This is a genomic window from Janthinobacterium sp. PC23-8 (assembly GCF_002250505.1).
Taxonomy (GTDB): Bacteria; Pseudomonadota; Gammaproteobacteria; order Burkholderiales; family Burkholderiaceae_D; genus Janthinobacterium.
This window is the reverse complement of sequence record NZ_NJGY01000001.1, coordinates 138,872-157,011: the sequence shown is the minus strand read 5'-3', so window position 1 is coordinate 157,011 and position 18,140 is coordinate 138,872. Positions and strand designations below refer to the sequence as shown.

Genomic DNA, 18,140 nt, shown 5'->3' with positions numbered 1-18,140 from the left:
AGAAAACATGACTGACAAAGACAAGCACGAGCATGCGGTACGCCGCAGCGCCGAACAGCGTTACGCTGGCGAACTCGAACGGCTGAAGGCGGCCGATACCGATCCGCGCCCCGAGGGCTGGCAGTTGTCGCCGCGCGCCGTGCGCCGCTTTATCCTCGGCGACGCCGCGCTCGAGGTGAGCCGCAAGTTCTATGGCGACGATCCGCTGGTCGACCGCGCCATCGTCACCCTGATGGGCCATCAGGGCCTGATGCTGGTGGGCGAGCCGGGTACGGCCAAGTCGCTGCTGTCCGAATTGCTGGCCGCCGCCATCAGCGGCGATTCGGCGCTGGCGATTCAGGGCACGGCCGGCACCACCGAAGACCATATCAAGTATTCGTGGAACTACGCGCTGCTGCTGGCCGAAGGGCCCAGCCGGCGCGCGCTGGTGCCGTCGCCGCTGTTGCAGGCGATGGAGGCGGGCAAGCTGGTGCGCTTCGAAGAGATCACGCGCTGCGCGCCCGAGATGCAGGATGTGCTCATTTCGCTGATGTCGGAAAAGCAGCTGATGATCCCCGAACTGGGCGGCGACGCGCGCGTGCATGCGCGGCGCGGTTTCAATATCATCGCCAGCGCCAACTTGCGCGACCGCGGCGTGCATGAAATGTCGTCCGCCTTGAAACGCCGCTTCAATTTTGAAACCGTCAAGCCGATCCGCGACCATGGCTTCGAAGTCGAACTGGTGCTGCGGCAGTTGCAGCGCGAGCTGGAGTCCATCGGCGCCACCGTGGTGGTGGGCCGCGACGTGGTCGAGCTGCTGGTGACCACCTTCCAGGAACTGCGCGCCGGCCAGACCCGCGAAGGGGCGGCCATCAAGACGCCGGACGCCGTGATGTCGAGTGCCGAAGCGGTCAACCTGGTGTATGCGGCCTCGCTCGAAGCGCTGCATTTCGGCGATGGGGTACTGCGTCCGCGCGAACTGGCCAACCAGCTGCAGGGCGTGGTATTGAAGGACAATGCCGACGACATCAAGCGCGTGCGCCATTATTTCGACACCGTGGTGCGCGAACGGGGCCGCCGCGATGATCTGTGGAAGAGTTTTGGCGAGGCGGCGCGCCAGCTATGGCTGTAGCACTGCCCGCCAGCCTGGCGGCGGCGCGCGGCAAGCTGCACGCCAACGGCCTGTATTTCGCGCCGCTGCGCCACCACAGCCCCGCCTGTGCGTTTGCCTTGCAGGCGATGCTGCGCGAGCTGCGCCCGGCCGCCGTGCTGATTGAAGGCCCCGACGCTTTCAATGACATGCTGCCCTTGCTGCTCGACGAGCGCACGCGCCCGCCGGTGGCGCTGCTGTGCCAGGCCAGCGAACAGGACGAAGACGGCGCCGCGCGCACCCGCTCGGCTTTTTTTCCGTTCTGCGACTACAGCCCCGAATGGGTGGCGCTGCGGGCAGGCACGGAGGTGGGTGCCCGGCTGGCCTTTATCGACCTGCCCTGGCAGGCGCGCGGCAATCGCGATAGCAGACAGCCGGAGGACGGCGAGGCGCGCAGCCTGATGGCCGAGCGCTACCTGGCCCACAGCAGCTACCTGAACGCGCTGGCGCGCGGCGCCGGCTGCCGCGACCAGGACGAACTGTGGGACCACTTGTTCGAGTCGCGTTCGCGCGCGGCCTTGCTGGACTGGCGCACCCTGTTCGGCGACGTGTTTGCCTATTGCGCCATGGCGCGCCTCGACTATGAACCGGCCGTGCTGGAAGGCGAAGGCAGCCTGCCGCGCGAGCGCCATATGGCGGCCCATATCGCGCGCTGGCGCGGCCAGGTCGACGGCCCCATCGTGGTGGTGACGGGCGGCTTTCACACCAGCGCGCTGATCGACCTGCTTGAACAAGCCAGGCCGCTTTCAAACACGCCTGCGGCAGCGCCAAGCTGGCTGATACGCTACAGCTTCGAGCGGCTCGACGCCTTGAATGGCTATGGCGCCGGCATGCCGGCGCCGGCCTATTACCAGGCTGTGTGGGAAGCGCTGCAAAGGCCTGGGCCTGGCGGCGAGCATCACCTCGTCGTTGCCGTTGACCAGCTCACGCAACTGGCGCAGCACAGCCGCGAACGCGGCCTGCAGGAGCGCATCTCGACGGCCGAAGTGCAGGCGGCGCTGCTGCAGGCGGCGCGCCTGGCGGCCTTGCGCGGCCATGCGGGGCCGGGCCGGCAAGACCTGCTGGACGCCATGCGCTCGTGCTTTGTCAAAGGCGCCATCGACGACGGCACGCAGGGCTTGCTGATCGATGTGCGGCGCCAGATGACGGGCAGCCGCCTGGGCGATGTGCCGCCGTCGGCCGGCTCGCCGCCGCTGGTCGAAGACGCGCGCGCGCAGGCGCGCCGCCACGGCCTGCGCCTTGATGACGGCGAAAAGCGCCTGGCGCGGCTGGACCTGTACCGCAAGGATCGTCACCGCCGCCGCAGCCAGTATTTCCAGCTGATGCAGTACCTCGATACGGATCTTGCGCGCTGGCAGGGCGGCCCCGATTTCCTCACCGGCAGCCGGCTCGAACTGCTGTTCGAAGAGTGGTCGTATGCGTGGACGCCGCTGGTCGAAGCGCGCCTGATCGAATTGTCCGGCGACGGCGCGACCCTGCTTGAAGTGGCGCTGGCGCGGCTGCTGCGCGAGGAGCAGGCCCTGGGCGCCGCCGGCCGCGCCAGGTCCGCCGGCAGCGCATCGGCCTTGCTGGTGCGCGCCTGCGTGATTGGCCTGCATGAGCGCCTGCCTGGTTTGCTCGACCTGCTGTCGCATCATCTCGACGACGACGGCGATTTTGCTTCCGTCGTCGCCTGCGGCCATGCGCTGGTGACCTTGTGGCGCGCGCGCGAGCCGCTCGGCGTGCGCGAGCATCCTGGCGTGCTGCACCTGATGCGGCGCGTGTGGCCGGCAGCGCTGTTCCTGCTGCCCAATCTGGCCGACGTGGATGAACCGGCGGAAAGCGCGCAGGTGGGGCAGTTGCTGGCGCTGCGTGAATTTGGCCGTGCCGCGCGCAGCGCCCTGAGCGGGGAAGAAGCCGGGCTGGCCTTCGAGGCGGCTGACCTGCACCGCCAGCTCGACAGCCTGGCGCGTCGCCCCGATGGCGCGCCCGGCATCTGCGGCGCGGCCAGCGCGCTGCTGTTTCTCGATGGCGCATGGAGTGAAACACAGCTGTCGCAGTTGCTCGAACAGCGTTTCGGCGCAGGCGCCACGCCGCAGGACGCCGTGCGGTTTTTGTCCGGCCTGATGGCCGTCGCGCCCGAGCTGCTGCCGACCCAGCCAGGCTTGCGGCGCAGCTTCAACCGGCTGGTGGGCAGCTGGGACGAGGCGAACTTCATCCGGTATCTGCCCGATCTGCGCCTGGCGTTTACGGGACTGAAACCGCAGGAGACGGGCGAACTGGCCGAGGCGCTGGCGCTGCTCAATGGCGCCGCGCCAGACGCCTTGCAGGCGCAAATCCATTACGACGTCAGCGAAAGCGAGATGCTGGCCGGCGGCCGCCTGAACGCGGCGCTGGCGGCCTGCCTGGAGCGCGATGCACTGGGCGGCTGGTTGAACCCGACACCGGAGACGCCGCATGGCTGATCATCAGGACAATGCCGAACTGCTGCGCCGCTGGCGCCTGATCCTGGGCCGCTATGCACAGCCCCTGCAAGGCGAATCGTGGACCAGGGATGACGGCCGGCTCGACGCCAGCCTCGATTACCTGTACGGCCGCGAATATGAACGCAAGGGCATGCTGCGTGATCGCAGCCCCGGCGCCGGCGGTTCGCTCGACCCCAGCCAGCTGCGCGCCATCGACTGGCTGAACCAGGCGCGCGAGCTGTTTCCGCACGATGTGTATGAAAAGGTGCAGGGCCATGCGATCGCACGCTATGAGCTCACTGGCTTGCTGCGCGATCCGTTTGTCCTGGCCAGCCTGGAGCCGAACCAGCAGCTGGCGCGCGCCCTGATCGGCATGCGCGGACGCCTGAGCTCCGACATGATAGCTGCCGTGCGCGCCATCATCGGCCGCGTGGTCGAGGAAATCACGCAGCGCCTGCGCCAGGATTTCGTCAATGCCGTGACGGGGCGGCGCAACCGCTTCCGCCGCAGCCAGATGAACAGCGCGCAGAACTTCGACTGGCGCGCCACCATCGCCGCCAACCTGAAAAACTATGACGCGGCCAGCAGCCGCATGGTGATCGCGCGGCCCATCTTCAACGCCAGGGTCAGGCGCAGCCTGCCGTGGGACGTGATTTTGTGCGTCGACCAGAGCGCCTCGATGATGGATTCGGTGATCTATGCGGCGGTGGTGGCCGGCATTTTGTCGGGCCTGCCGGCTGTCAATGTCAAGTTGGTGGTGTTCGACACCAGCGTGGTCGACCTGACGCACCTGGCTAGCGATCCGGTCGAAGTGCTGCTGACGGTGCAGCTGGGCGGCGGCACCAATATCGGACGCGCGGTGCAGTATTGCGAGCAACTGGTGGTGCAGCCGCAGCGTACCGTGATGGCGCTGATCAGCGACTTCGAGGAGGGCGCACCACCGGGGCCGCTGCTCGCTTCGTTGAAGCGCATGGCCGAGTCGAGAGTGACCCTGCTGGGCCTGGCCGCGCTCGACGAGCGCGCGCAGCCCGTGTACGACCGGGGCATGGCGCAGCGCCTGGCCGACCAGGGCATGCACGTGGCGGCGCTCACGCCCCGGCATTTCGCCGAATGGCTGGCGGGGGTGATGCAATGAGCTGGCAGACGGTGTACCGCAGCTTCGACGACGACAGCCTGGCGACCCTGGCCAATCCCGGCCTGCTGCGCCGCGCGCTGAAGGATGTGGAGGCGGGCAAGGTCGGCTGGCAGGCAGGCCAGGGCGGTGTCGTACTGGCCGATGGACAGCAGGTCAGGCTCGACGGCAGCGGCCCGCAAAAGGCGCGCTGCGATTGCCCGGCCCCGGGCATCTGCAAGCATATCCTGGCCGCCAGCGTGTGGCTGCGCGAACTGCCCGGGGAAGGCGCTGGCGAGGCTGTGGCGGCAGCCCCGGGCGTGCTGGAAGAAGTACTGGCACAGGACAGTGCGGCGCTGTGCAAGCAGGCCGGCAAGCCTGCCGTGCGCCAGGCGCTGGGCTGGCTGCTTGACGGCGATCAGGTAGAGGCCAGCGTGATCAACGCCAGGCTGCAGCTCGAGCTGCCTGCCTTGAAGCTGGCTTGCAGCTATCTGCGCGGCGCCGGCTACGAGGGCATGGTGTCGGACACGCCGGCCAAATTGCGCCGGGCCTTGCACCTGTATGCGCTGGCCTGCGTCTGGCGCCAGCATGGCCGCGAGTTTGCGTGGCCGGCCGGCATCGAGGCGGCGGCCACGCAGGGCGAGCCTGGCCTGAGTACCTCCGAACTGCTGTTCCTGGCCCAGGTGCGCCGCCTGCTGGGAGAACTGTATGACAATGGCCTGTCGCATGCGAGCGCGATCGCGGCCGGCCAGCTGCGCGCGCTGACCATGTCGGCGCGCGGCGAAAACCTGCCGCGCCTGGCCGCCATGCTGCGCGGCCTGGGCGGCACCCTGGACCTGCTGGTGCGGCGCGATTATCAGGCCAGCGAGCGGCTGGCCTTCGACGAAATGGCCGCCATCTACGCTTTGTCCTCGGCGCTGGAGCAGGCCAGCGACCAGCCCTTGCGGCGGCTGCGCGGCCAGGCGCGGCGCAGTTTCGATGCGGCCGGCGAGGCGCCACTGGAACTGCTGCCGCTGGGCGCTTATTGGTGGCAGACGCGCGGCGGCGCGCAAGGACTCACCTTGTCGTTCTGGGATCACGCAGCGGCGCGCATCGTGCAGGCGGTGCTGGCGCGTCCCGACGACGCCGACCGGTCGTTTACGCGCGAGTCGAGCTGGCAGGCGACCAGCCTGTGGCAAGGCGCCGGCAGCGTGCAGCGCCTGTGCGAACAGGGGCTGATACTGGCGGGCGCTGCGCTGGCCGAGGACGGGCGCATCGCCATGGACAGCCAGGCGCGCGCCAGCGCGGCGCCCTTGTGGGAGCTCGACGACCCACGCTGGCAGGCGATGGGGTTTGCCGACTGGACGGCGCTGTCCGCCTTTGTCAAAGACAACGTCGGCCTGACGGCGCAGAGCATCGACTGCGTGCTGCTGCGGCCCGGTGCCGTGGCGCCGCCGCAGTTGGACGAGGTGCGCCAGCAGCTGGACTGGCAGGTGTTCGATGCCAATGGCGCCGTATTGAACCTGGTGCTGCCGGCGCAGGAGTCGCTGCGCGCGCGCATCACGCGGCTGCAGGCGGCCGTCAGCGATGGCGCCGATATCCGCGCCGTGCTGGCCAGCCGCGCGCGCGGCGAAGCGGACGGCTGGCAACCGGTGTCGCTGTTGATCGCCAGGAACGGCAAGCTGCGCGTGGTGTCGCTCGATTTCGCCGTTGACGCCGGCAAGCCGCCGTCGGCGCTGTCGCGCTTTTTCAAGAGCCTGGCCGGTACCCGCCATGCGCCGCCCGTGCTGGCCGCGATTCCGGCCACCTCCCAGGTGCTGGCGCAGCTGCTCGAGCTGCTGGCCATGCAGGCGCGCAGCGGCCGGCCGCGCCTGGAAGGAGAGTTGGCGCACGAACTGGCGCGCCATGGCGCCACCTTGCGCGCGCTGGGGCTGGACTTGCCGGCGCGCTTGCTGGCCGCCTATCTGCAGGCGCCCACCGCCGGCCATGCGCTCAAGCTGGCCCATGTTTGCACCACCTGCATGGCGCTCGGAGCTGCGCGCTAAGGAAGACGGCTATATTGCATCCATATTCCCGCCTATAATGGGCTTGGCTGCCGACCAGGGACGAAAGCCTGCGGCAAGGCCTGTCCTGGCTAGCCTGAGTGGCGGCATGCTATGATATTTGTTATCGATAACAGTATGATGAGAGACTCATGAATCCCGATTTCCGTTCCAAGAGCGTGCTCGAACAGCATATCCTGCACACGATGCGCTTTTACCACCCGCGCGCGCTCGACGCCAGCGGCGGCTTTTACCATTTCTTTCTCGACGACGGCACCATTTACGACGCCACCACGCGCCACCTGGTCAGCAGTACGCGCTTCATCTTCAACTACGCCATGGCCTACCGCCAGTTCGGTGACGACGACTACCAGGCCGCGCTGCGCCACGGTGTAGCCTTCTTGCGCGATGTGCACCGCGACCCGGAAACCGGCGGCTACGCCTGGCAGCTGACGTGGCAGGACGGCGTGAAAACGGTGCAGGACGGCGCCAACCACTGCTACGGCCTGGCCTTCGTGCTGCTAGCCTATGCGCATGCGCTTGCCGCCGGCATGCAGGAAGCGCGCGCGTATCTCGATGAAACGTTCGAACTGATGGAACAGCGCATGTGGCTGCCCGAGCACGGCCTGTATGCCGATGTCGCCAGCGCCGACTGGGCCACGCTTGACGGCTACCGGGGCCAGAACGCCAACATGCACGCCTGCGAAGCGATGCTGGCGGCCTTCGAGGCGACCGGCGAGGCACGCTACCTGCACCGCGCCGAAACGCTGGCGCACAATATCACGGTGCGCCAGGCCAGCCTCGCCGATGGCATGATCTGGGAGCATTATCGTGCGGACTGGTCGATCGACCGCGACTACAACCTGCACGACAAGAGCAATATCTTCCGCCCGTGGGGCTACCAGCCCGGCCACTTCACCGAATGGGCCAAGCTGCTCCTGATCATGGAGCGCCACGCCAGGTTCATGGCCGGCCCGTCGGCATGGCTGCTGCCGCGCGCGCGCGAACTGTTCGACACTGCCCTGGCCAAGGCCTGGGACGGCAAGCATGGCGGCCTGCATTACGGCTTCGGCCCGCACGATGAAATCTGCGACGCCGACAAATACTTCTGGGTGCAGGCCGAAAGCTTTGCCGCTGCCGCCGTGCTGGCCAAGCGCACCGGCGACGAGGGCTACTGGCAGGCCTATGACAAGATCTGGGACTACAGCTGGAAGCATTTCGTCGACCATGACCATGGCGCCTGGTACCGCATCCTCACGCCCGACAATCAAAAGATCAGCAACGAGAAAAGTCCGGCCGGCAAGACCGACTACCACACCATGGGCGCCTGCTATGAAGTGCTGAACGTGATCGGCGGTGCGGCATGAACGCGCTCACACAGCAGTTTCCACGTTTCGTCTCGGCCGGCGAAGCGCTGACCGACATGCTGCGCACCGGCAGCGACCAGTGGAGCAGCCAGGTCGGCGGCTCGACCTGGAACGTGGCGCGCGTGATGGCCAGGCTGGGCGTGCCGAGCGCCTTTGCCGGCGCCGTCAGCCTCGACGTGTTCGGCGACGCGCTGGCCACGGCCAACGACGCTGCCGGACTCGATGCGCGCTTCCTGCAGCGCTACGCCAAGTCGCCGCTGCTGGCCATCGTGCACGAGCTGCATCCGCCGACCTATTACTTTATCGGCGACGACAGCGCCGACCTGCATTTCGACGCAGCGCAGCTGCCGGCCGGCTGGATGCAGGGCGCGCAATGGGTGCATTTCGGCGGCATCAGCCTGGCGCGCGAGCCGCTGGCCGGCAAGCTGGTGGCGCTGGCCGAAGAGCTCAAGGCGGCCGGCGTGAAAATCAGCTACGACCCGAATTTCCGCGTGATGATGGACCAGCGCTACGACGCCACGCTGGCGCGCATGACGGCGCTGGCCGACGTGGTGAAGGTGTCGGACGAAGACCTGGCGGGCCTGTTCCGCCATGACCAGATCGACGCCTCGTTTGCCCAGATGCGCAGCTGGAACCCGCAGGGCTCTTTCCTCTACACGCGCGGCGCGCTGGGCGCCTCGCTGTACCAGGGCGAGCGCAGCTGGCAGGCATCGCCACCGAAGATCGAGGTAGTCGATTCGGTGGGCGCCGGCGACGCCAGCATCGGTGGCCTGCTGTACAGCCTGATGTACCGCTCCGGGGCTGACGGCGGCGAGCACCTGCGCTTTGCCGTGGCGGCCGGCGCGGGCGCCTGCCTGGCGGCCGGCGCTTCGCCGCCGTCGGTGGAGCTGGTCGAATCGCTGGCGCAAAAAACCGTCGTCAGCTGATATTGGCGGCGTCACTGCCGGGGCCAGACCCTCAACGCCGCCAACGCAAAGGTCATTGCCAGCGCGCGGGCGGGTCTGATCCCGGAGTTTCGTTCAAGTTCCCGGCGCGCCCGACGATCCCCGCACCATCAACGTAAACTCCAGCAAGCGATGCGTGGCCGGCACCGCGTGATTCGTCCTGCGCTGCCGTATTTCTTCAAGCACCAGCGTCACTGCAGCGCGCGCCATGGACGCGATCGGCTGGTGGATGGTGGTCAGCTCGGGCCACACGGTGGTCGCCACCGGCGTGTCGTCGAAGCCGCACACGGCCAGCTGCCGCGGCACCGCCAGCCCCATGCCGTGCGCCACGGCCAGGGTGGCGGCTGCCATATCGTCGTTGCTGGCGAAGATCGCGGTGGGGCGCGTGGCGCCTGACAGCAGCAGCTGCGCGGCGTCGAGTCCCGAGCGGTAGGTAAACATCCCTTGCGCCAGCCTGTCTTCGGGCACGGCCAGGCCAGCTTCGCACATTGCATCCAGGAAAGCCTGCTGGCGCAGCAGGGCCGGGGTGTGGGCCGGATCGCCGCGGATAAAGCCGATATCGCGGTGGCCGAGCGCCAGCAGGTGGCGCGTCATCGCCAGCGCGCCCTGGTAGTCGTCGATGCGCACGGCGGAAATGGCCGGCGAGGGCTGGCCCGTCGCCACCGCGATCGACGGCATGCCAAGGAGGTTCAATCGCGCCTGCACTGCGGGCGAGTCGCACAGCGGCGGCGGGATCAGCACGCCGTCCACGCCGGCCGCCACCAGTTTGTCGATGGCGACGCGCTGGCCTTCGCCATCGATGCAGCGTTCGAGCAGCAACTGGCCGCCTTGCTTGCTGCATTGTTCCATGGCGCCGACCAGAAATTCGCTGAGATAGGCGGCGCTGGGGTTGCTGTACAACAGGCCGATGCGCAGGGTGCCGGTGCGCGCGGCGCGCGCCGCCAGATTGGGCTGGTAGCGCAGCGCGGCGATCGCCGCTTCGACCTTGCCGCGCGTGACGGCGCTGACGCTGGCGCGCCCGTTGATCACGCGCGACACCGTCATGGCCGAGACGCCGGCCAGGCGCGCCACGTCATGCACGGTGGCGCCGGCCGGCGTGTCGGTGGCCGTGGCGGTGAGGGGGGAAGCGGGGGCGCTCATCCTATTCGAGGTGGCCGCCGAACTTCAGCTTGCCGCTGATGCGCATGCCATGCAGCTGGCCTTCTTCCGGCCCGGCCGCGCCGCTGCGCTGCACCGTGGCGCGCCGCGCCAGGCCGACCGATAAAATATCGAGTACCATCAGCTGCAGCAGGCGCACGATCATCGGCACGAAGTTCAGATTGCCTTCCGGGTGGTTCAGGGTCAGCAGCACGTCGGCCTGGCGCGCCAGCGGCGAGCCGCTGGCGGTAATGGCCAGCACGCGCGCGCCGCAGCCCTGCGCCACTTTTACCGTGCGCAGCAGTTCGGGCAGGGCGCCCGAGCGCGAAATCACCAGCGCCACGTCACCGGGTTTGAGCATGGCGGCGCTCATTTCCTGCGCCTGCTGGTCGGCGAAATAAGTGCTGACGATGCCCAGGTTGAGCAGCTTGTGCTGCATGTCGTCGGCCACCACGCGCGCGCTGCCGACGGCCAGCAATTCCACCCGGCGCGCGTCGCGCAGCATGTCGATCGCTTCGGTCAGCGCTTTCACGTCGAGCATGTCGCGCATGGCCAGCGCGGCCGAGGCGCTGTTGCCCAGCACCTTGCGCGCCAGTTCGGCGTCGGAGTCCGACATCTCCACATGGCAGTGCGCCACCGTAATGGCGCCGCCCGTCAGGCCCGAAGCCAGTTTCAGCTTGAAGTCGGCCAGGCCCTGCACGCCGATCGAGCGGCAAAAGCGCATCACGGTCGGCTGGCTCACGCCCACGCGCTGGGCGATTTCGGCGATCGGCAGGGTCAGCATGGCGTTCGGTTCCTTCAGCACCCAGTCGGCCACCTTGCATTCGGACGGGCTCATGCGCGCACGCGCCTGGCGCACCGAGTCGAGTACCGGCGCGCCCGCGTTGGCGCGCTTGAGCTTTTGCGCCAGGATGGCGGCGATGCCGAGAAACGTCGGCAGTTCGGCCGTGATCAGGAAGGTGGGAATCTGCGCCAGGTATTCGTTCAGGCGGCCCTTCTGTTCGAAGCGCGCGCGGAACTGCGAGCGTTCGAACAGCGGCCCCAGGCGCGGCACGATGCCGCCGCCGATATAGATGCCGCCCAGGGCGCCCAGGGTCATGGCGACATTGCCGGCGATGGAGCCGAGGATGGCGCAAAAGCAGTCGACCGCTTCGAGGCATACTGCGCATTCGTTGGCGAGGGCCCGGCTGGTGATCTCGGCAGCCAGCAGCGGCTGCGCGTCGATCACGCCGGCGCGTTCGGACAGGGCGCGGTAGATCAGTTCCAGTCCGCGTCCGGAGGCCAGGCGTTCGGCCGAGACATGCGACAGTTCGCGCCAGGCATACGACAACACGTCCATCTCGCGCTGGTCGCAGGGCGCAAAGCTGACGTGGCCGCCCTCGCTGCCGAGCGCGATCCAGCGGTCTTCGGCCGGGATCATGCCCGACACGCCCAGGCCCGTGCCCGAACCGAGCAGGCCGATCACGCTGTCGGCGCGCGCCATGCCGCCGCCGATCTGCATGCGCTGGTCGGGCCGCAGATAGGGCAGGGCCATCGCCAGCGCGGTGAAGTCGTTGACCACCAGCAGGGTGTCGAGGCCGAGCGCGGTGCGCATCGCTTCGATCGAGAAGAACCAGTGGTGGTTCATCATGCGGATATTGTCGTCGTCGATCGGGTTGGCGATCGCGATGGCCGCGTGGCGTATGCGCGCCGAACCGGCGGCGCGCGCCTCAATACTGTCGATATAGGCGGTGATCGCGTCCAGCAGGGAAGCGTAGTCGTCGCAGGGCAGCACGGCCACCGCTTCCAGGTGGCCTTGCCGCGTTTCCAGCACGAAGCGGGCGTTGGTGCCGCCGATATCGGCCAGCAGGCGCGGACCATCGCTGAAACGGTCGGTCGCGTCGCTGCCCGCACTGTCTGTTCTTGCATCAATTCTCATGGCGGCGTTCTTGTCTCGTAGGCGTGCGCCGTCTTGGCGGCGCAACTGTCGTTATGGTGAAAACCACGGATTCTAGAGGGTATTTGTACTATCTGCCAAAAAATACGGCGACTCCTTTTCCGGCGCTTTCAGGCAAGCAAAAAAAAAGGTTTGCGCAAAGACAAAAATAGTCAAATAAAGTGTCTCGGACTAGTCGTAGGATTACAACATAATATGTTGATATTTGTTCGTAGTATAGTTACTATGTCTCTGCTGGAAAGATTTCTGGCCAGTATATTCGGCCACGAAATACTAGACAAAAACAACTACTGAGGAGACTTACCATGCTGCATCGCAACATGTTGAAGGCCGCGCTGAAAACGCTGCCTGCCGCTATCGTATTCGCCATCGCCAGCGGTTCCGCCATGGCGGACCCGATGTACCCAACCGATTCCGAAGGCTTCCACGGCTACCTGCGCGCTGGCGCCGGCAGCAACACGTCCGGTGGCGGCGGCTCGCAAGGCTGCTTCGGTCTGGGTGGCAACACCATGAAATATCGTCTGGGCAATGAGTGCGACGCCTACACCGAATTCGGCTACACCAAAGCCATCGCCAAATCGGGCGACGTGACCTACATGGCCACCGTCTGGGTCAACGCCTATGCGCCGAACTCCGACTTCGGCGACAACAAGGTCGGCATCGTCAAAGCCTACGTCGAAGCACAAGGGCTGGACTTCCTGAACGGCGGCACGGCCTGGGTCGGCAAACGTTTCTACTACCGTCCTGACATCCACATGCTCGATCTGCAGTACATCAACATGAACGGCACGGGCGCCGGCCTCGATCGCATTCCAGCCGGTCCGGGCAAATTCTCGTACGCCTTCTTCAAGGACAACGATATCGCCCAGCGCGACAAAAACGGGGTTTATCAAGGCACCAAATCGGCCGTGCGCCAGAACTTCATCTACGGTGAAATTCCGGTCAACACCAACGGTACCCTGGACCTGGCCGCGACCTACATCATCGGCGAAGGCAAGGACAACGATGTGTTCGGTCCACGTCATAACGGCTGGCAGCTGTCGGCATTCCACCGTCAAGGCAAGGTCTTCGGCGGCGGCAATACCTTCGGCGTGCAGTACGGCGTCGGCCCTGGCGTCGGCAAGGGCGGCGGCCAGTTCGGCGCTGCAGGCGACACTTCCTTCGGTTCGGATGTCAAGCGCACCCGCGTGTTCAATGACCTGGCGATCCAGCCGATGGAAAACTTCGGCATGGAACTGGTCGCCCTGTGGCAGAAAGACGAAGCCAAAGCCAGCGGTTCCTCGACCTGGACCTCGCTCGGCGTGCGCCCTGTCTACGCTTTCACCAACAACTTCAAGCTGATTGGCGAGCTGGGCACGGACCGCGTGACGCAATCGAGCGGCCCGACCAAGCGCCTGACCAAGCTGACCATCGCCCCGGCGATTTCGGCAGGCCCTGGCCTGTGGTCGCGTCCTGAACTGCGCGCCTTTGTCACCTACGGCAAATGGAACGATGCGGCCACCGCCTCGGTCAACACCGCCAACAACAGCGGCCCGATCTACAACAACAACACCAGCGGCACCTCGTATGGTTTCCAGGTTGAAGCCTGGTTCTAAGCTTTGCATCATGGGGCCACTCCTGTCGGGTGTGGCCCCATTTGATTGAAACAGACGAGATACCCGCTTGCAAGCGGGTCTCGGCAAGTGAGAGCGCCGGCACAGGCGCAAACTGACCTTTCTCGGCCTTTGCGCCGACACCCCCTAAAAGCTTGATCAAAAAAAGGAATTGTGGAGATGAAACTGAAATTCAAGATTACCCAAGTCGCCGCCGTCACCGCACTGGCATTTGCCGGCAACGCATTTGCCGCTGACGTGGAAGTGCTGCATTACTGGACCTCGGGCGGCGAAGCCAAGTCCGTCGGCCAGTTGCAACAAATGGTCAAGGAAGCCGGCTTTGGCTGGAAAGACTTCGCAGTAGCAGGCGGCGCCGGCGAAAACGCCACCACCGCACTGAAAACCCGCGTCATTTCCGGCAACCCACCGACCGCCGCCCAGATCAAGGGCCCGTCGATCCAGGAATGGGGCGCCGAAGGCGTGCTGGCCAACATCGATGAAGCCGCCGTTGCCGGCAAATGGGATGCGGTACTGCCGAAAGTCGTGGCCGACATCATGAAATACAAGGGCCACTATGTTGCTGCACCGGTCAATGTGCACCGCGTCAACTGGATGTGGGTCAACCCTGAAGTGCTGAAAAAAGCCGGCGTCGCCACGCCGCCGACCACCTGGCCGGCGTTCTTCGAAGCGGCTGACAAGATCAAGAAATCGGGCGGCATCGCGATTGCCCATGGCGGCCAGCCTTGGCAGGACGCCACCGTGTTCGAAACCGTTGCGCTGGGCGTGGGCGGTGTCGAGTTCTACAAGAAAGCCATCCTGAAGCTGGACCAGAAAGAACTGACCGGCCCGACGATGATCAAGGTGTTCGACACCCTGGGCAAAGTCAAGACCTACATCGACAAGGATGCGGCCGGCCGCGACTGGAACCTGGCCACCGCCATGGTCATCAACAACAAGGCCGGCTTCCAGTTCATGGGCGACTGGGCCAAGGGCGAATTCACGGCCGCCGGCAAAGTGCCAGGCAAGGACTATCTGTGCGTGGCCGCGCCAGGCACAGAGAAAGCCTACACCTTCAACATCGATTCGTTTGCCATGTTCACGCAAAAGGATGCGAGTGCGAAGAAAGGGCAGATCGCCCTGGCCAACGCCATCATGGATCCGAAGTTCCAGTCGATCTTCAACCTGAACAAGGGTTCCATCCCTGTGCGTTCCGGCGTTTCCAAGGACAAGTTTGATGCTTGCGCCCTGAAATCGATGGAAGACATGGATTCCAGCAACAAGAACGGCGGCCTGGTGCCATCGTTTGCGCATGGCATGGCGCTGCCATCGGCCACGCAGGGCGCCGTGACCGACGTCATCGCCAAGTTCATGAACACCAACATGAGCTCGAAAGACGCAGTTGCCGAACTGGCCAAAGCCGCCAAAGTGAAGTAATCCCCACGGCGCCGGCTCCCCGCCGGCGCTGCTGCATCGCAGGTATCGCAGGCCCCCTCCGGCTTCGGCCCGGACGGGCGCCATACGCAGTTCTACTTCTACGGCTGTCCTATGTCCATACGCAAGCAATTTGATCGATGGATACCGCAGCTGGTCTTGGGCCCGACGCTCATCGCCAGCCTGGTATTCGTCTATGGTTTTATTTTTCTGACCGGTTATCTGTCCCTGACCGAATCGCGCATGATGCCGAACTTCGAGTTCTCCGGCCTGTCGCAATACTATAATTTGTTCGATAACGAACGCTGGTGGACTTCGCTGTCGAACCTCGGCATTTTCGGCCTGCTGTTCATTGGTCTGTCGATTGCCATCGGCCTGTTCCTGGCCATCTTGCTCGACCAAAAAATCCGTGGCGAAGGTTTTCTTCGCGCCATTTATTTGTACCCGATGGCGCTGTCGTTCATCGTCACCGGCACAGCCTGGAAATGGATGCTCAACCCCAGCCTGGGCCTGGAAAAGGTCATGCACGACTGGGGCTGGACCTCGTTTACCTTCGACTGGCTGGTCAATTCCGACATGGCGATCTACACCGTGGTGATCGCCGGCGTATGGCAGTCGTCGGGCTTCGTGATGGCGCTGTTCCTGGCCGGCCTGCGCGGCATCGATGACGAGATCATCAAGGCGGCGCAAGTCGATGGCGCCTCGTTGCCGACCATCTACTGGCGCATCGTGATTCCCGCCATGCGTCCGGTGTTCTTCAGCGTGATATTGATCCTGTCGCATATCGCGATCAAGAGTTTCGACCTGGTGATCGCATTGACCTCGGGCGGCCCGGGCAACTCGTCCGACGTGCCGGCGATCTTCATGTACCAGTTTTCCTTCACCCGCGGCCAGTTGGGCCTGGGCTCGGCGTCGGCAATGATGATGCTGGCCACCATCGTGGCCGTGCTGGTGCCGCTGATGTACCTGGAAACGCGCAGCGCAAAGGCGATGAGATGACACACACACGCAAGCATCAATTGACACTCGGGCGGGTGGTCCTGTACCTGTTGCTGGTCCTGTTCGCCCTGTATTACATCATTCCGCTGTACGTGACCCTGTCGACGTCGTTCAAGTCGCTCGACGAGATCCGCAGCGGCAACCTGCTGGCGCTGCCGCAGGTATGGCAGTTCGAATCGTGGGGCAAGGCCTGGTCCTCGGCCTGTACCGGCGTGACCTGCAACGGCCTGCAGCCGTTCTTCTGGAACTCGCTCGAAATGGTGGTGCCTGCCGTCTTGATCTCGACCTTTATCGGCGCCTTCAACGGCTATGTGTTCGCACACTGGCGCTTCCGTGGTTCGGAACTGCTGTTCGCCGGCTTGCTGGTGGGCTGCTTCATTCCGTTCCAGGTGGTGATCCTGCCGATGGCGCGCCTGCTGGGCGACTTCGGCCTGGCCAACACCACCACCGGCCTGGTGTTCGTGCACGTGGTGTATGGCACGGCGTTTACGACCCTGTTCTTCCGTAACTACTACACCAGCGTGCCGGAAGAGCTGATCAAGGCGGCCCGCATCGACGGCGCCGGCTTTTTCCTGATCTTCCGCAAGATCGTGCTGCCGATTTCCGGCCCGATTTTTGTCGTCTGCATCATCTGGCAGTTCACGCAGATCTGGAACGATTTCCTGTTCGGCATCGTGTTCGCCAGCGGTGATTCGCAGCCGATCACGGTGGGCCTGAACAACCTGGTCAACACATCGACCGGCGTGAAGGAATACAACGTCAATATGGCCGCCGCCGTGATCGCGGCGTTGCCGACACTGCTGGTCTATCTGGTCGCAGGCCGTTATTTTGTGCGCGGGCTGACCGCAGGCGCAGTCAAAGGTTAAGGAAAAACATGTCTAGCTTATCGATTCGTAATATCCGCAAGGTCTACACCAACGGCGCCGAAGTGCTCAAGGGCATCGACATCGAGATCAAGGACGGCCAGTTCCTGATCCTGGTCGGCGGCTCCGGCTCCGGCAAGTCCACCCTGCTGAACATGATCGCCGGCCTGGAAAGCGTCACCTCGGGCGAGATCATGATCGACAACAAGGTCGTCAACGACCTGCCGCCGAAGGACCGCGACATCGCCATGGTGTTCCAGTCCTACGCCCTGTATCCGTCGATGACAGTGCGCGAGAATATCGCGTTTGGCCTGAACGTGAAAAAGGTCGCCAAGGCCGAACAGGAAGAGATCGTCAACCGCGTCGCCGAGACGCTGCAGATCTCGCACCTGCTCGACCGCCGTCCGGCGCAACTGTCGGGCGGCCAGCGTCAGCGCGTGGCCATGGGCCGCGCCATTTCGCGCAAGCCCTCGCTGTTCCTGTTCGACGAACCGCTGTCGAACCTGGACGCCAAGCTGCGCGTGGAAATGCGCGCCGAAATCAAGCGACTGCACCAGCGCCTGAAAGCCACCATCGTCTACGTCACGCACGACCAGATCGAGGCAATGACGATGGGCGACCTGATCGCCGTGATGAAGGATGGCGTGGTGCAGCAGCTGGGCACGCCGCAGGAAATCTACGATAATCCGGCCAATCTGTTCGTGGCCGGCTTTATCGGCTCGCCATCGATGAACTTTATCACCATCAAGCCGGTGATCGAGAACGGCGCCGTCTCGGCCGTCATCGAAAACGGCGGCAACAACATGCGCCTGGAGCTGCCGTTCGATGCCGAAAAGCTGCGCAGCCATGTCGGCCGCGACGTGATCCTGGGCATCCGCCCGGAACAGATCACCGACATCAGCAGCGCGCACGGCGACGTCGGCCAGGAACTCGCTTGCCTGGTCGACCTGGTCGAACCGACCGGTCCGGACACCCTGCTGACCACCCGCCTGAACGGCGCGGCCGTCACTTGCCGCACCCATCCGATCGAGGCCGTGCGCCCCGGCCAGACCATGCAGCTGTCGTTCAACCTGTCGAAAGCGGCCCTGTTCGACCCGGCCAATGGCGAACGCATCGCGTAATTGATCGCGCCACATGCATGGCCCGGCCGCCGCAAGGTTGCCGGG

13 protein-coding genes are annotated in these 18,140 nt (G+C 65.2%); 11 read left to right on the top strand and 2 right to left on the bottom strand.

Going from position 1 to position 18,140, the window contains the following annotated elements:
- The first annotated feature begins 7 nt into the window (after positions 1–7).
- The 6 genes from CD932_RS00690 to CD932_RS00665 all read left to right on the top strand — a co-directional run bounded on the left by CD932_RS00690 (position 8) and on the right by CD932_RS00665 (position 8,998).
- Positions 8–1,111, top strand: a complete 1,104-nt coding sequence (locus tag CD932_RS00690; RefSeq protein ID WP_094440960.1) for an AAA family ATPase — start codon at positions 8–10, stop codon at positions 1,109–1,111.
- Positions 1,102–3,573 carry a DUF5682 family protein gene (locus CD932_RS00685; protein WP_094440959.1) on the top strand — a complete coding sequence of 824 codons (2,472 nt, stop codon included), beginning with the start codon at positions 1,102–1,104 and terminating at the stop codon, positions 3,571–3,573. The genes CD932_RS00690 and CD932_RS00685 overlap by 10 nt, the downstream gene beginning before the upstream one ends.
- Positions 3,566–4,708, top strand: coding sequence for a VWA domain-containing protein (locus CD932_RS00680; protein ID WP_094440958.1), 1,143 nt, complete (start codon positions 3,566–3,568; stop codon positions 4,706–4,708). The genes CD932_RS00685 and CD932_RS00680 overlap by 8 nt, the downstream gene beginning before the upstream one ends.
- Positions 4,705–6,708 carry an SWIM zinc finger family protein gene (locus CD932_RS00675; protein ID WP_094440957.1) on the top strand — a complete coding sequence of 668 codons (2,004 nt, stop codon included), beginning with the start codon at positions 4,705–4,707 and terminating at the stop codon, positions 6,706–6,708. The genes CD932_RS00680 and CD932_RS00675 overlap by 4 nt, the downstream gene beginning before the upstream one ends.
- 149 nt (positions 6,709–6,857) lie before the next feature.
- Positions 6,858–8,072 carry an AGE family epimerase/isomerase gene (locus CD932_RS00670; protein ID WP_094440956.1) on the top strand — a complete coding sequence of 405 codons (1,215 nt, stop codon included), beginning with the start codon at positions 6,858–6,860 and terminating at the stop codon, positions 8,070–8,072.
- On the top strand, positions 8,069–8,998 hold the full coding sequence (locus tag CD932_RS00665; RefSeq protein WP_094440955.1) for a carbohydrate kinase: 930 nt from the start codon (positions 8,069–8,071) through the stop codon (positions 8,996–8,998). The genes CD932_RS00670 and CD932_RS00665 overlap by 4 nt, the downstream gene beginning before the upstream one ends.
- 93 nt (positions 8,999–9,091) lie before the next feature.
- Here CD932_RS00665 and CD932_RS00660 read toward each other — a convergent pair whose 3' ends face one another.
- Both CD932_RS00660 and CD932_RS00655 read right to left on the bottom strand, forming a co-directional pair.
- On the bottom strand, positions 9,092–10,156 hold the full coding sequence (locus tag CD932_RS00660; protein ID WP_094440954.1) for a LacI family DNA-binding transcriptional regulator: 1,065 nt from the start codon (positions 10,154–10,156) through the stop codon (positions 9,092–9,094).
- Position 10,157: 1 nt separating this feature from the next.
- Positions 10,158–12,071 (bottom strand): glucokinase, encoded by a 1,914-nt coding sequence (locus CD932_RS00655; protein WP_094440953.1) that lies wholly within the window; start codon positions 12,069–12,071, stop codon positions 10,158–10,160.
- 323 nt (positions 12,072–12,394) lie between these two features.
- Here CD932_RS00655 and CD932_RS00650 point away from each other — a divergent pair, with 323 nt between their 5' ends.
- The 5 genes from CD932_RS00650 (at position 12,395) to CD932_RS00630 (ending at position 18,095) form a co-directional block, all read left to right on the top strand.
- The gene (locus CD932_RS00650; protein WP_094440952.1) at positions 12,395–13,684 is read left to right on the top strand and encodes a carbohydrate porin; all 1,290 of its coding nucleotides are present in this window, start codon (positions 12,395–12,397) and stop codon (positions 13,682–13,684) included.
- A gap of 177 nt (positions 13,685–13,861) precedes the next feature.
- Positions 13,862–15,115, top strand: a complete 1,254-nt coding sequence (locus CD932_RS00645; protein WP_094440951.1) for an ABC transporter substrate-binding protein — start codon at positions 13,862–13,864, stop codon at positions 15,113–15,115.
- A gap of 111 nt (positions 15,116–15,226) precedes the next feature.
- A complete protein-coding gene (locus tag CD932_RS00640) occupies positions 15,227–16,111 on the top strand; it encodes a carbohydrate ABC transporter permease (RefSeq protein ID WP_094440950.1) in 885 nt (294 codons plus the stop codon).
- A complete protein-coding gene (locus CD932_RS00635; RefSeq protein ID WP_065305860.1) occupies positions 16,108–16,977 on the top strand; it encodes a carbohydrate ABC transporter permease in 870 nt (289 codons plus the stop codon). Before CD932_RS00640 ends, CD932_RS00635 begins: the two co-directional genes overlap by 4 nt.
- A gap of 8 nt (positions 16,978–16,985) precedes the next feature.
- Positions 16,986–18,095, top strand: coding sequence for an ABC transporter ATP-binding protein (locus CD932_RS00630; protein ID WP_094440949.1), 1,110 nt, complete (start codon positions 16,986–16,988; stop codon positions 18,093–18,095).
- Positions 18,096–18,140: the final 45 nt, after the last annotated feature.

What these genes read in the sequence shown, in the direction of transcription:
- CD932_RS00690 (WP_094440960.1), top strand. Translation starts at nt 8, where the DNA reads ATGACTGACAAAGACAAGCACGAGCATGCGGTACGCCGCAGCGCCGAA.
- CD932_RS00685 (WP_094440959.1), top strand. Translation starts at nt 1,102, where the DNA reads ATGGCTGTAGCACTGCCCGCCAGCCTGGCGGCGGCGCGCGGCAAGCTG.
- CD932_RS00680 (WP_094440958.1), top strand. Translation starts at nt 3,566, where the DNA reads ATGGCTGATCATCAGGACAATGCCGAACTGCTGCGCCGCTGGCGCCTG.
- CD932_RS00675 (WP_094440957.1), top strand. Translation starts at nt 4,705, where the DNA reads ATGAGCTGGCAGACGGTGTACCGCAGCTTCGACGACGACAGCCTGGCG.
- CD932_RS00670 (WP_094440956.1), top strand. Translation starts at nt 6,858, where the DNA reads ATGAATCCCGATTTCCGTTCCAAGAGCGTGCTCGAACAGCATATCCTG.
- CD932_RS00665 (WP_094440955.1), top strand. Translation starts at nt 8,069, where the DNA reads ATGAACGCGCTCACACAGCAGTTTCCACGTTTCGTCTCGGCCGGCGAA.
- CD932_RS00660 (WP_094440954.1), bottom strand. Translation starts at nt 10,156, where the DNA reads ATGAGCGCCCCCGCTTCCCCCCTCACCGCCACGGCCACCGACACGCCG.
- CD932_RS00655 (WP_094440953.1), bottom strand. Translation starts at nt 12,071, where the DNA reads ATGAGAATTGATGCAAGAACAGACAGTGCGGGCAGCGACGCGACCGAC.
- CD932_RS00650 (WP_094440952.1), top strand. Translation starts at nt 12,395, where the DNA reads ATGCTGCATCGCAACATGTTGAAGGCCGCGCTGAAAACGCTGCCTGCC.
- CD932_RS00645 (WP_094440951.1), top strand. Translation starts at nt 13,862, where the DNA reads ATGAAACTGAAATTCAAGATTACCCAAGTCGCCGCCGTCACCGCACTG.
- CD932_RS00640 (WP_094440950.1), top strand. Translation starts at nt 15,227, where the DNA reads ATGTCCATACGCAAGCAATTTGATCGATGGATACCGCAGCTGGTCTTG.
- CD932_RS00635 (WP_065305860.1), top strand. Translation starts at nt 16,108, where the DNA reads ATGACACACACACGCAAGCATCAATTGACACTCGGGCGGGTGGTCCTG.
- CD932_RS00630 (WP_094440949.1), top strand. Translation starts at nt 16,986, where the DNA reads ATGTCTAGCTTATCGATTCGTAATATCCGCAAGGTCTACACCAACGGC.